The organism is Leucobacter sp. UT-8R-CII-1-4 (assembly GCF_030010235.1).
Lineage (GTDB): Bacteria > Actinomycetota > Actinomycetes > Actinomycetales > Microbacteriaceae > Leucobacter.
Window position 1 is genome coordinate 773,269 of sequence record NZ_JASCRS010000001.1, and the last position, 12,493, is coordinate 785,761.

13 protein-coding genes and 1 tRNA gene are annotated in these 12,493 nt (G+C 58.9%); 2 read left to right on the forward strand and 12 right to left on the reverse strand.

Going from position 1 to position 12,493, the window contains the following annotated elements; translation table 11 throughout:
* Positions 1-19 precede the first annotated feature (19 nt).
* From rplA to QBL02_RS03405, 8 genes are all read right to left on the reverse strand, one after another.
* Positions 20-709, reverse strand: a complete 690-nt coding sequence (rplA, locus tag QBL02_RS03370; RefSeq protein ID WP_282724944.1) for a 50S ribosomal protein L1 — start codon at positions 707-709, stop codon at positions 20-22.
* A 12-nt stretch (positions 710-721) separates the two neighbouring features.
* Positions 722-1,150, reverse strand: a complete 429-nt coding sequence (rplK, locus tag QBL02_RS03375) for a 50S ribosomal protein L11 (protein ID WP_282724945.1) — start codon at positions 1,148-1,150, stop codon at positions 722-724.
* Between the two features lie 219 nt (positions 1,151-1,369).
* Positions 1,370-2,785 (reverse strand): carboxylesterase family protein, encoded by a 1,416-nt coding sequence (locus QBL02_RS03380; RefSeq protein WP_282724946.1) that lies wholly within the window; start codon positions 2,783-2,785, stop codon positions 1,370-1,372.
* A 30-nt stretch (positions 2,786-2,815) separates the two neighbouring features.
* Positions 2,816-3,796, reverse strand: coding sequence for a BadF/BadG/BcrA/BcrD ATPase family protein (locus QBL02_RS03385; protein WP_282724947.1), 981 nt, complete (start codon positions 3,794-3,796; stop codon positions 2,816-2,818).
* Positions 3,793-4,710, reverse strand: coding sequence for a carbohydrate ABC transporter permease (locus QBL02_RS03390; RefSeq protein ID WP_282724948.1), 918 nt, complete (start codon positions 4,708-4,710; stop codon positions 3,793-3,795). The genes QBL02_RS03385 and QBL02_RS03390 overlap by 4 nt, the downstream gene beginning before the upstream one ends.
* Positions 4,710-5,660, reverse strand: coding sequence for a sugar ABC transporter permease (locus QBL02_RS03395; RefSeq protein WP_282724949.1), 951 nt, complete (start codon positions 5,658-5,660; stop codon positions 4,710-4,712). The genes QBL02_RS03390 and QBL02_RS03395 overlap by 1 nt, the downstream gene beginning before the upstream one ends.
* A gap of 53 nt (positions 5,661-5,713) precedes the next feature.
* Positions 5,714-7,000: an extracellular solute-binding protein gene (locus QBL02_RS03400; protein WP_282724950.1), complete on the reverse strand. Its 1,287-nt coding sequence runs from the start codon at positions 6,998-7,000 to the stop codon at positions 5,714-5,716.
* Positions 7,001-7,050: 50 nt separating this feature from the next.
* Complete coding sequence (locus QBL02_RS03405) at positions 7,051-7,986, reverse strand: N-acetylmuramic acid 6-phosphate etherase (RefSeq protein ID WP_282724951.1); 936 nt, start codon at positions 7,984-7,986, stop codon at positions 7,051-7,053.
* 97 nt (positions 7,987-8,083) lie between these two features.
* On the opposite strand from QBL02_RS03405, the gene QBL02_RS03410 reads away from it, so the two are divergent.
* Together QBL02_RS03410 and QBL02_RS03415 are read left to right on the forward strand one after the other, a co-directional pair.
* Positions 8,084-9,136 (forward strand): serine hydrolase domain-containing protein, encoded by a 1,053-nt coding sequence (locus tag QBL02_RS03410; RefSeq protein ID WP_282724952.1) that lies wholly within the window; start codon positions 8,084-8,086, stop codon positions 9,134-9,136.
* A 43-nt stretch (positions 9,137-9,179) separates the two neighbouring features.
* Positions 9,180-10,046, forward strand: coding sequence for a MurR/RpiR family transcriptional regulator (locus tag QBL02_RS03415; RefSeq protein WP_282724953.1), 867 nt, complete (start codon positions 9,180-9,182; stop codon positions 10,044-10,046).
* A 115-nt stretch (positions 10,047-10,161) separates the two neighbouring features.
* On the opposite strand, the gene nusG is transcribed toward QBL02_RS03415, so the two are convergent.
* The 4 genes from nusG to QBL02_RS03435 form a co-directional block, all read right to left on the reverse strand.
* Positions 10,162-10,929: a transcription termination/antitermination protein NusG gene (gene nusG, locus QBL02_RS03420; protein WP_282724954.1), complete on the reverse strand. Its 768-nt coding sequence runs from the start codon at positions 10,927-10,929 to the stop codon at positions 10,162-10,164.
* Positions 10,930-10,994: 65 nt separating this feature from the next.
* Positions 10,995-11,270, reverse strand: coding sequence for a preprotein translocase subunit SecE (gene secE, locus QBL02_RS03425; protein ID WP_282724955.1), 276 nt, complete (start codon positions 11,268-11,270; stop codon positions 10,995-10,997).
* Between the two features lie 49 nt (positions 11,271-11,319).
* Positions 11,320-11,395, reverse strand: a tRNA-Trp gene (locus QBL02_RS03430).
* Positions 11,396-11,553: 158 nt separating this feature from the next.
* Positions 11,554-12,480, reverse strand: coding sequence for a 1,4-dihydroxy-2-naphthoyl-CoA synthase (locus QBL02_RS03435; protein ID WP_282724956.1), 927 nt, complete (start codon positions 12,478-12,480; stop codon positions 11,554-11,556).
* Positions 12,481-12,493: the final 13 nt, after the last annotated feature.

Sequence of the window (12,493 nt, forward strand, 5' to 3'; positions counted from 1 at the left end):
ATGTTTTCGTGCGTAACGCTTAGAGAGCGTTGACGTCGAGTGGGATACCAGGACCGAAGGTGGTCGAAACTGCACCCTTCAGAACGTACTTGCCCTTCGACGACGATGGCTTCAAACGAACAATTTCGTCGAGCACAGCGTTGATGTTGTCACCAAGCTGATCTGGCGAGAACGAAGCCTTGCCAACGATGAAGTGCACGTTCGAGTGCTTGTCGACGCGGAACTCGATCTTGCCGCCCTTGATGTCAGCAACAGCCTTAGCTGGATCAGGGGTAACGGTGCCGGTCTTAGGGTTTGGCATGAGACCACGTGGGCCCAGAACCTTACCAAGACGACCAACCTTGCCCATGAGCTCTGGGGTCGAAACTGCCGAGTCGAATGCGGTCCAGCCGCCAGCGACCTTCTCGATCAGCTCGTCGCCGCCAACCTCGTCAGCGCCAGCAGCAATAGCTGCCTCAGCGGCTGCGCCGGTTGCGAAAACGATAACGCGAGCGGTCTTACCGGTGCCGTGTGGCAGGCTGACGGTGCCACGCACCATCTGGTCTGCCTTGCGTGGGTCGACGCCGAGCTTAACTGCAACCTCAACGGTTGAGTCGGTCTTTGCCGAACCGGTCTCCTTGGCGAGAGCAACTGCCTCGGTAGGAGTGTAGAACTTGCCAGCCTCGATCTTCTCGACGGCGGCGCGGTATGCCTTTGACTTCTGTGCCATGATCCGTGCCCCTTACTCGACCGTGATGCCCATTGAGCGGGCGGTGCCAGCGATAATCTTCGAAGCTGCGTCGAGGTCGTTTGCGTTCAGATCAGCCTGCTTCTGCTCGGCGATCGCGCGGACCTGATCAGCGGTCACCTTAGCAACCTTGACGGTGTGAGGAGTTCCCGAACCCTTCTGCACGCCAGCAGCCTTCTTGAGGAGCTCAGCAGCAGGTGGGGTCTTCAGTACGAAGTCGAACGAACGATCTTCGTAAACGGTGATCTCAACGGGAACGATGTTTCCACGCTGGCTCTCCGTGGCCGCGTTGTAGGCCTTGCAGAACTCCATGATGTTGACGCCGTGCTGACCCAGCGCAGGACCCACGGGGGGTGCTGGGTTGGCAGCGCCGGCAGCGATCTGAAGCTTGATCAGACCGGTAACCTTCTTGGCCTTTGCCATGATTGTTTCCTTTCGTCGAAACCGGGTTCTCACCGGCCTCTCCCGCAGATCGAGCCGTTCCCGATCGCGGTGTGTTGTACGCGCAGCAAAATGCTTACACCCACAAACCACTCAAGTTTACGTCATCTCGGCGTTTCTCGCCAGCTGAGACGCCTGCAGCAGCTTGATGGGGCCTCAGCGCGGCAAGCCAAGCCTCAGAGCAACGCGTCAAGCCAAGCCTCAGAGCAACGCGTCGAGCGCCTGCTTGCGGGGCAGCCCTACCACCTGAGACTGTTCGTCATAGATTCGCACCTGCTCGTCAGCCGCGAACCGGGTCCAAGAGGCCGCACCTGTCTTAATAAACGACACCCAATCTGCGTGCATCAGATCAGCGAGTTGCTGGGGCGCACTGTCGGCCATCATTTTCGCGTCATCGCTTTGCAGAGCATCGAAAGTGAAACCAAGTTCGAGCGCGTGAGCCGCACCAAGTTTGTGCTTCGGCGTCCGCCAAGCAAACTCATAAACATAGCTTGGCGCCTGACGATTTCGCGCGGCAAGGATCGCCGGGCCTCGAAGCAAACGATCGGTGATCAGCTGACCGAGCAGTTCACCGTGGTTTTCTGCAGGCCAATCCTGTTTTGCGGCCGTCACGGCTGCCTTACTGATCTTCATCGCTTTTGTCGCGAGGAAAAACTTGAACCCGCTGATTGCGGCGAGCGCCTCTGGCGCAAACCAGAGGCGGTATTCCTGCGTATTCGCACCGATCACCAGCGGCATCTCGCTCTCGATCAACCCCTGCGCCGGTGTGATCGGCAGAGATTGCTGGTCAAGAGTGAGCACGTACGATGGCGCGCCTGAGAGCACTGACTTGCCCGCCGCCTGTTGCACTCTGGCCATCAGAATCGCTTCTGGTGTGACTGATGCGAACCCTGCTCTTGTCGCAGGAACGCCGAGGCGCTTCGCAAGATCGTTGCTCAGTTTCGCACCCTTGGCTTCGGGTTCGGCGCTTGTTGGGCCGCTCTGCACGATAGCTCCGGCCATCAGCGGCCGAGTGTCCGCTCGCGCGGTGAGAGCTGCGGTGAGAGAACCACCGGCAGATTCACCCATCACGGTGATACGTGCGGGGTCGCCGCCAAAGGCAGCGATTTCTTGGTGCACCCAACGCAGCGCCGCTGCAGCATCTTCTAGGCCAAGATTTCGCGGCACGTCTTCAAGCACCGAGAATCCTTCGGCACCGAGGCGATAGTTGATTGAGACGAACACCACGCCAGACTTCGCGAACGAGGTCCCGTCGTAAATTTCAATCGCAGCGCCGCCACGCTCGAATGCACCACCGTGAATCCACATCACCACTGGCAAAGATTCGGCGCCTTCAGGAGCCCAAATGTTTGCTGTCAGAATGTCATCGCCAGGTCGGTGAATACTCGGCAAGATCGTGCCGAGGCGTCCTGGATAGGCAGACTGCGGAGCCGCTGGGCCAAATTCTGCTGCGTCGCGAGGTTCTGACCATGCCACCGCCGGTTCTGGTAGGCGAAAGCGTCGCTCACCAAACGGTGCTGCCGCGTAGGGCACACCGAGAAAACGTTCAATGCCGTCTTCGCTTCGGCCAATCAGTTCACCTGTGCTGATGCGGGTTGTTGGATGCGTCATTGCCATGCTCGAAGTCTATGTGTCGAACAGGTGACTTCAACAGTCTGAACTGTGGCGATCCCACGAAGTCCAAACGAATGGAGCTTCCTGACTCACGGCGCCCGCCGCGGCGAGCTCCGCCAAACGCACCGCACCATTAAGCGGATCGCCGTGCGCTACAACAAGCTGTACATCTGCGCGCGCTGCGGCGAGTTCGCGCGAGATTTTCGAGACATAGCTGTCACTCCCGGTGAGACCACCAACAAGCGCGACCACTGGTGGCTGGGTGGGCGTGAGCGCGGCAAGCGCGCTTTCTGCTGCACTCCGCGCGGCTTCGGCAATGATCCTCGCAGCCTCGGAATCTTCACCTGCGAGTTGGATAACCTCTGCCGCAAAGGCGGCCATCACACCGGCCCTGTCGTCGCGGGTGTAGAGCTGCGCCGGCCACGAATATGGGTCACCAAACCGCGCACGAGCCGCCTCAAGCAGAGCGCGACCCGCGTCAGAAACGCCGTCGTAGCAGCGCATCGCGGACTGCAACGCCTGCGCGCCGATCCAGGAACCGCTACCCCGGTCACCCAGCAGATGGCCCCAACCGTCAACACGACGCCAGCTTTGCTCGCACAGACCGATTGCCACCGACCCGGTGCCGAGAGCAATAACCGCGCCATCTGCTCCGCCTAGAGCGCCAAGGTGTGCGGTCACCCCGTCGATCGCCACAGCCACCGCTGGTGGCTGAACCGCACGTGTGGCCCCTGCGAGGGTGTCCGAGAGCTCCCTCGCCAGCGCTCCAGGGTCTGCAACGAGAGTGGCGAGTCCGGTTGAGCCAAGCCCGAGTGCGCGCACCGCAGCGAACTCCTCTGGCCAGGCATCGCGCGCGCTCTGGCACAGCTCTCTGGTGAGACGGGCAACACCGTCGCCTGATCCTCGTACCGAAACTCGTGAGCCGGTGAGCTCCCGACGTTTTCCGGCATGCAGCAGCGCCAGCCGGCTGCCGGAGCCGCCGATATCAATGGCAAGCAGCGTCGGCTGGCTCACTTGCTCATACCGGCAGTAAGACCAGAAACAATCTGTTTCGTCGCGATCAGGAACAGCACCACAAGTGGAATCGTAGCAATTGTGAGTCCGGCGAAAAGAGTGGCCCAGTCGGTCTGGTACTCGCCGAAGAAGCGGGTAACGCCCACCGGAATTGTGTAGGCAGACTGGTCGCGAATCAGGATGAGCGGGTAGAAGAAGTCGTTCCAGACCGGCACAAAACGAAACACAATCACTGTCGCAATCGCTGGCTTCACTAGTGGCAGGTGCAAGGACCAGAAGGTGCGGAATGATCCGGCCCCGTCAAGTCGTGCAGCTTCGTCGAGCTCAATCGGCAGTTGCCTGAAGAAGCTGGAGAGCACAAAGGTTGAGAATGGAATGCCGAGTGCAGCATAGACCAGGATCAGGCTCCATAGGTTCGAAATCATGCCGAGCGAATCGAGCAAGAAGAACAGCGGCAAAATCGCAAGGTACACCGGCAGCATGAGGCCAGACAGGAAGGTCGACTCGATGAGGGTGAACATGCGAGATTTCGTGCGGGCAAAGGCATAGGCCGCGAGCAAAGAAACGACCGTTGAGAGCAGCACCGAGGTGACCGTCACAAAAATCGAGTTCACAAAATAGGTGTCGAAGGACGCAGTGATCCACGCTTTTTGATAGCTTGCGAAGGTTGGGCTCAGCGGTAGCCCAAGCGGGTCACGGGCCATATCTTGGGTGGTGCGCAATGAGTTCGAAAGCATCAACAGCAGTGGTGCAATTGAGATGGCCGCGTACACCCAGAGAAAGACATTTGCCGAAACCGAACCAAACGTTACCCGCTCTCCGGGGCGCTTGTTGCTTGGCTTGGGTCGTTTTGCGCGGCGGCGATTGCGGTTGGCCTCGCTGGTGTGCAGCGCTTGAGTTTCAGTGATTGTCATTAGAACAGCCTCCGCTCGGCGCGACGCATGAGCACGGTGATGAGTATTGAAACTCCGAAGATAAAGAGGAAGAGCAGCGTTGCGATCGCGGAGCTGGTGCCAATCGCGTTCGACGAACCAGACTCAAACGCGGTGCGATAGAAGAGCAGACTCAATACGTCTGTAGCGCGTGCGGGGTTGCCCTGTGATCCACCAAGAGCATACGGAATCGGGAACGATTCCATCGCGCCAATGAAGGTGAGCACGCTGACCGTGCCGATTGCCGGAATCATCAGAGGCAGAGTGATGGAGCGGAACCGCTGCCAATTATTTGCGCCGTCGATCTTTGCCGCTTCGTCGAGTTCGGCCGGGATACCGCCGAGGGCCGCACCATAGAGCAACACCGGAAAACCGATCCACTGCCAGGCAGTGACCAAAACGATCACCCAGATAGCGGTGCTTGGGTTGCCGAGCCACGGCTGGGCAAGATTGCCAAGGCCAACTGCCTTGAGGCCTGCGTTCACCGGCCCAAAGAGCGGCGAAAGCATGAGCGACCAGAGGTAACCGATCACGAGCGGAGACACCAGGTAGGGCAGTGTGTAGACGGTCTGAAAGAAGCGCTTAAATCGCGGCAGGCGATGCAGGAGCGTGGCGAGACCAAGGCCGATGGTGTTCTGGAACACCATCGCTCCCACAAAAAGCAGAATGTTGTGCACGAAGGCGTTCGGAATGTCTTCCGCGTACGGTGCCTTCGTGAAGAGAGTTGTGTAGTTGTCGAGTCCGACAAATCCTTCGCGGTTAATCCCGGTCCACCCAAAGAAGGAGTAGCTGAGCGCGGTCAGCAGTGGGTAGGCCAGGAACACCGCAAAAAGAATAGACGCGGGGAGGACGAAGAGCAGTCCGACTCGACGCGGCAGGGTGACCCCAGCCCGACCTCGGCGTGCTGTTGATGAGCTCGCGGTCACGGACATGTCTTCGTCCTCCTAGCGTGTAGTTGTGTTGTGTTTAGGTAAGAAGTGTGTGGTTACTCGCCGGGAGTGAACCACTGCGAGACACCGGTCTGCAGTGCGCTCGCGGCGCCGGCAGCATCGGTCTCTTTCAGGAACATCTTCTGGATTTCCTTGCCGAGAACTGCGGTGCCAAGAGGCTCGCCGTATCGGAAGTCCACGAGCAGCAGGTATGGTGAGCTGTTCTTCTCGTAGTTCGCCCAGGCTTCCTTCATCACAGGATCGCTGTACTTCACACCCGGAATCGCAGAGAACTGGTTCAGCTCGTCTGCAACCAGCTGACCGAACTCAGGAGTCGCCAGCCAGTTCATCAGCTTGATCGATTCTTCCTGATGTTTCGACTGCGCGTTCACCGCGAAGTTGCCGTCTGCGTAGCCCGGCGTAACTGGCGCGTCAAGCACCGAGTTTGGCGGCGTCGGTACCTGGTACGAACCAAACTCCATGTCTGGTGCCTGCGACTGGAAAGTACCAATCTCGAAGGAGCCGCCTGGGAACTGTGCCGCCTGACCCGAGGTGAACTGGATCTGGCTATCGGTATAGCTCACGCCGATCACATCTGGGGTGAGGTACTTCTCAAGATCGGTGATCAGCTGCAGCGAGGCAACGTAGTCTGGATCGTTGAAGTCAGTTTCACCCGAGAGTACTTTTGCTTCAAAGTCCGAGCCGCCGTAGCGTGCACTGCCTACGATGTCAGCGTAGATCGGCAGAATCCAGTCGTCCTTTGCGCCGAGCGCGATCGGGGTGACGTCAGCCGCGAGCAGCTTGTCATTGACCTCGATGAATTCATCCCAAGTGGTTGGAACTTTGAGGCCCTGCTCATTGAAGATCTGCTTGTTGTAGAACATCTGCAGAGTCTGAGTTGCCAGCGGCACGGCGTAGGTCTTGCCGTCTTCGCGACCCTTTGCGCCAGCAATCAGGCTCTCTGGAATCGCGTCAAGCCCCTCGACTTTGTCGTCGATCGCGACAAGCTGGCCGGCCTCGATGTTTGGCTGCAACTGACCGTAGGCACGCACCATTGGCACGTCTGGCCCGTCAGAACCAGCAAGACCGGTGGTCAGAATCTGGTTGTACTCAGTGTTCTGGAAGGCTTCGAACTGGACAGTGATGCCCGGGTTCTCCTTTTCGAACACGTCGAAGATACGGTTGTATGCTTCAACGTCTTCGGTACGCCATGACCAGACCTTCAGGGTCACGTCTTCACCCGAGCCTGAACTATTTGACCCGGCGCTTGGCGCGCAAGCACTGAGTGCCAGTGCAGCACCCAGAATCAAGCCGCCAGCCATCATCTTCCGTGCGTGTTTCATGTCATCTCCTTTGATTTCAGATTTATCTACGTATGTTTTGGGGATTCTTCTCAGTTTGTTGCTGGGCTTTGCAACACTTCGAGTGCTGCACGCACTGAAGACTTACCTTGCTGGAGTGCCGCGCCTGCTTCGTCACACTCGACTGAGGCCAGTGACATCACAATCGCGGTTTTCAGGTCACCGTTTGCCTCTGACAGCAGAACCTCGGCCGCTTCTTGGTCGAGCCCGGTGGCCTCGCTCAGAATGCGAAGTGTACGCAAACGCAATTTGTCGTTTGTCGCCACAAGCGACACCATCAGGTTTGACCAGGTTCGTCCGACTGCGACCATGAGTGCGGTCGAGAAACCGTTGAGCACGAGTTTTTCGGCCGTGGCTGCTTTGAGTCTGGTTGATCCTGTGAGCACCTCTGCGCCAGTATCAACGCAGATGTGAATGTCGGCCAATGGCTCAAGCCGGGCACCCGGGTTGCTCGATACGAGCGCCGTCACTGCACCGAGCTCGCGCGCCCTGGTGAGGGCACCGCCGACGTATGGGGTGTTTCCGCTTGCCGCAAAACCGATTGCAACGTCGTGCTCGCCGAGCGTGTCTGCCGCGAGCGAGCCCTCTTGGATTGAGTCTTCTGCGTTTTCGACTGCCTGCACGAAAGCACGCTCGCCGCCAGCGATATGCGCGACCACGCGGCCGTTCGGCAGATTAAATGTCGGTAGCAGTTCTGCGGCGTCGAGCACCGCGAGCCTGCCTGAGGTGCCGGCACCGAAGTAGTGGATGTTTCCACCGCTCCGAAAACGTTCGGCTGCGATGTCGACTAGTTCGGCAAGCTCTGGCAGCACGGCTTGGACTGCTTCAACTGCGATTCGGTCCTGGCTGTTGAGTAGCTGCAGCACCTCGAGGCTTGGCATGAGATCCAAGTTTGCTGAGGCAGCAAGCCGATGTTCGGTCGGCGGGAGCACCGCCACCGCAGCTGCTCGCTTGTCTTCCTCGGACATGCTGCCTCCGTGTCCCCTCGTTCACCCCGACGTGTTTGTGAAAAAGTATCACAAATTTTGAATTCTTGGAATAAAGTATCCAAGTATGGAAGCAGTGATGCAAAATCGTAACCTCGACGAACTCCTCGATCTGGTGGTTTCACCCGGAAGTGCTTCTGCCGTCACGGTGATCGCCATGCGCAATGGCGAAGAGGTTGCCCGTGCAGCTCGCGGCATTACCCGCGCGTGGGATCAAGAAGGCACGCCAAGCACCGTCGCAGGATCGCCCGTGCAGATCGACACACTTTTTGACCTGGCTTCAATCACCAAACCGATCGTGGCAACAACACTGCTCACCGAGCTCAACAACCACTCGCTCACGCCTGAACTACCACTTGCCGAATTGCTGCCAGAATTTCGCGCCGAGGGATTACGCGGCATCACCGCGGCGCAATTGCTCTCACACACGGCAGGCTTCGCCCCCTCGTGGCACGATCACAGCGCCGACCCCGGAGCTGAACGCTTTCGGGCCACCGCGCGGCCAATTGAGCTGCTAAACCCAATTCACCAATACTCCTGCCTCGGGTTTATCTGGGCAGGAATTCTGGCCGAGACTCTCGGCAACGCCTCGCTCGACCAGCTTGTCTCAACGCACGTGCTCGACCCGCTCGGAATGCACTCGACCGGCTACCGCCCGCTCACCGCTTCAGCAGAGCCGCGCGCGCTCAGCCAGATTGTCGCGACCGAGTACCAAGAACACCGAGGCATGGTGCACGGCGAAGTGCACGATGAAACCGCACACGCCCTCGGCGGCGTGAGCGGCAACGCCGGCCTATTCAGCACCGCACCAGACCTCATCCGCTTCGCCGAGGCACTGCGTACCGGGACAGGCATCGCCCCCGAGGTACACCACTGGCTCACCGAACCCATCGCTGGCGGCGCGACCCCAGACGGCTACACCCCGACCCTCGGCCTGCGCAGCAACGAGACATGGACTGCGGCAGTGACGGGCCGCACGGTGAGCCACGCAGGGTTCACTGGCACCATCTTCTTGGCAGAGCCTGGCGGCGAGCGATCCCTCGCGTTGTTGAGCAACCGTGTGCACCCAACCCGCGAGCAGATGGCGATGCCCAACCTTCGCCCAGAATTGGTCGCTGCCGCTTTCGCCTGATTCCGAGAGAATAGTGAGCAGACTCCGAAGAAAGTGAGCCGCCATGAATAACGCTCTAATTGCACTTCAGCAAAAAGCGCCGCAATTGCGACCCTCTGAGCGACGTGTGGCCGAGGCGGTCATTACAACCCCCACCCTCGTAGTCGAATCAACCATCTCGCAGCTGGCCGAGCACTGCGACGCCTCTCCCGGCACGGTTACCCGCCTGTGCCACGCGCTCGGATTTAGCGGCTACAAAGATTTTCGGCTTGCCATTGCGTCAACCATTGCCCGCGAACAAACTTCACGCGAGTTTTTTCAAGTATCTGAGGCACAGATTGACCCCTCAGATTCAGCAGCCGAGGTCATCGCCAAGATTGCCTACCAAGAGTCACGCACAATCGAAGAGACCGCGCGCTTGATCGACCCGACTGAGCTCGACGCTGTTGCCGATTCGCTGAAGAACGCAAAACGTGTTGACCTTTTTGGCGCTGGATCAAGTGGCATTGCGGCCCAAGACTTGCAGCTTAAATTGCACCGTATTGGTGTGCCGAGTTTCTGGTGGGCCGACACCCACTTGGCTCTCACCTCGATCGGCATTACAGAGCCCGGCGGTTTTGCGCTCGCAATCTCGCACACCGGTACCACCCTTGAGGCGGTGCAGTTTCTTGAGATTGCAAAGTCAAGAGGCGCCCAAACAGCCGCAATCACCAACTTTCCCGAGTCGCCGCTGGCTGAGCGCGCAGACCATGTGCTTACCACTTGGGCGCACGATGACGGCATGCGCGTTGGCGCCATGCCAAGCCGTATCGCGCAAATGGCCGTGATCGACTTCCTGCTGGTGCGGCTTGTGCAGCGGGATATGGCAGCGACCGAGTCTCTGCTGCGAGCCAGCTACGATGCGGTGAAGTCGCACCGGGTTTCTCACTAGCGCCCCGGCCTGCTGCGCAGCAGCGATCGCAGTCGTAGTCGTAGTCGTAGTCGCGACATCCAAACACAAAAAAGCCCCGACTCTCGGAAGAACCGGGGCTTTTTAGAAAGCAGAACTAGATCATCTTGGTGACCTGGTCGAAGCTGAGCTCCACTGGAGTCTCGCGCTCGAAGAGCGACACCAGCACGGTGAGCTTGCCAGCCGCAGGGTTGATCTCGCTGATCGTGCCTGGCAGACCCTCGAACGAACCCGACTTGATCGTAATAGTCTCGCCGATTTCGAAGTCGATCTCGATGTTGCCAGCCTCGGTTGCGGTAACCGCAGCCTTCGACTTTGCCAGAACTGGCTCAAGCTCAACGGTGCTCTTCAGCATCTCAAACGCCTCGTTGAAGCGCAGTGGCACAGGATTGTGCGCGTTACCAACGAAGCCGGTCACACCAGGAGTGTGACGAACAACCGACCAGGTGTTCTCATTGAGGTGCATACGCACGAGAACGTAACCCGGGATACGCACGCGAGTCACCATCTTGCGCTGGCCGTTCTTGACCTCCATGACTTCTTCCATGGGGACCTGAATCTCGTAGATGTCGTCAACCGCGCCCATCGTCTCGCGACGGTTCCACAGGTTTGACTTCACCTTGCGCTCGTAGCCGGCGTAGCTGTGCACGACGTACCACTTGCCAGGCTTGGTGCGAAGCTCACGCTTGAACTCAGCGTACGGGTCGCTCGCTGCCTGCTCGTCTTCGCCGGCCTCGGCCTGCTCACCTTCAACAGCGGGAGCCTGCTCGTCTGCAACGCTCTCTTCGCCTTCGGCAGGCGCAATCAGCGCGTCGAGGGCAGCGTCGAGCTCGGCTTCTGGAGTGTTGCTCTGTTCGCTCGTCATCTGACTTTCTTTCGATTGAGGTCGATTATGATTCACGCGCCGAGCGCGTCGACACTACCTAAGGCTTAAAGCGGAGTGCCGAAAGTAAAGAGTGTGGCCCAACCAAAGAGCTGGTCGAGAGCCCAAACCAGTGCCATCATCACAACAACGAAGCCAAGTACCACGAGGGTGTAGTTGATGAGCTCCTTGCGGGTTGGAGTCACAACCTTCTTCAGCTCGGAAATCACCTGCTGAATGAACAGCACAACGCGGCCAATCCACGACTTTTTCGCGGCGCGATCAGCCTTAGCGCGCTCAACGAGGTCGCCGCCGACGTTTCCGTCGATTTCGTTGCTACTCATTGGCGTTCCTTTCATCTGCCCTGGCGCCCCCTCGCGGGGGAACCAGGCCTGGCAGGGCGGACAGGACTCGAACCTGCAACCGACGGTTTTGGAGACCGTTGCGCTACCAATTGCGCCACCGCCCTATGGAGCAGCTCTGCCGTGCTTACTTTTTCACCCTCTCACCGGAGTGTTCAGGCATAAAAAAGTATGGCAGAAGTCAACTACCTTGAATGAGTGTACGCGATCGAGTGATGCTTGTAAAACTGAGGAGAGATTTGCGATGCACCCGCGCGCGTCGCGCTCAATAGTGGTAGGGGAACGGGCTCCAGTCGGGATCACGCTTCTCCAAGAAAGAGTCACGCCCCTCAACTGCTTCATCGGTGCCATAGGCCAGACGAGTCGTTTCACCAGCAAAAATCTGCTGGCCAACAATGCCGTCGTCGACAGCATTCATTGCAAACTTCAGCATTCGGATGGCAGTTGGCGACTTGCCGAGAATCGTGCGCGCCCACTCAATACCCGTGCGCTCAAGCTCGTCGTGAGGAACCACAGCGTTTACGGCGCCCATCTCGCGAGCTCGTTCAGCGTCGTATTCGTTCGCAAGGAAAAAAATCTCACGCGCATTCTTTTGGCCAACCTGGCGCGCAAAATAAGCACTGCCATAACCAGCGTCAAATGAGCCGACGTCGGCATCGGTTTGCTTGAACATGGCATGCTCACGGCTGGCGATCGTCAGGTCACAGACCACGTTGAGCGAGTGCCCACCGCCGGCCGCCCAACCAGGCACGAGAGCAATGACGACCTTTGGCATAAAGCGGATCAGGCGCTGCACCTCAAGGATGTGCAGGCGACCGGCCCGAGCCAGACCCTCTGGCCCGACACTCGTCTCATCATCACTGTATTTGTATCCATCGCGCCCGCGAATACGCTGGTCCCCACCAGAGCAGAAGGCCCAGCCGCCATCTTTCGGCGACGGTCCGTTACCGGTGAGCAGCACGACACCGACACGAGGGTTGACTCGCGCCCGCTCAAGCGCATCATAAAGCTCGTCGACAGTGTGCGGCCGAAAAGCATTGCGCACCTCTGGTCGATCAAAAGCGATACGCGCAATTCGCCCGTCACGGCTCAGGTGCGCAGTAATGTCTGTGTACTGTTCCGCACCGGGCGCGGTTTGCCATTCGGTGGGGTCAAAGAGGTCTGAAACCTGCACTGTGCCGTTGTCGCTCATGACCCCAGCCTAT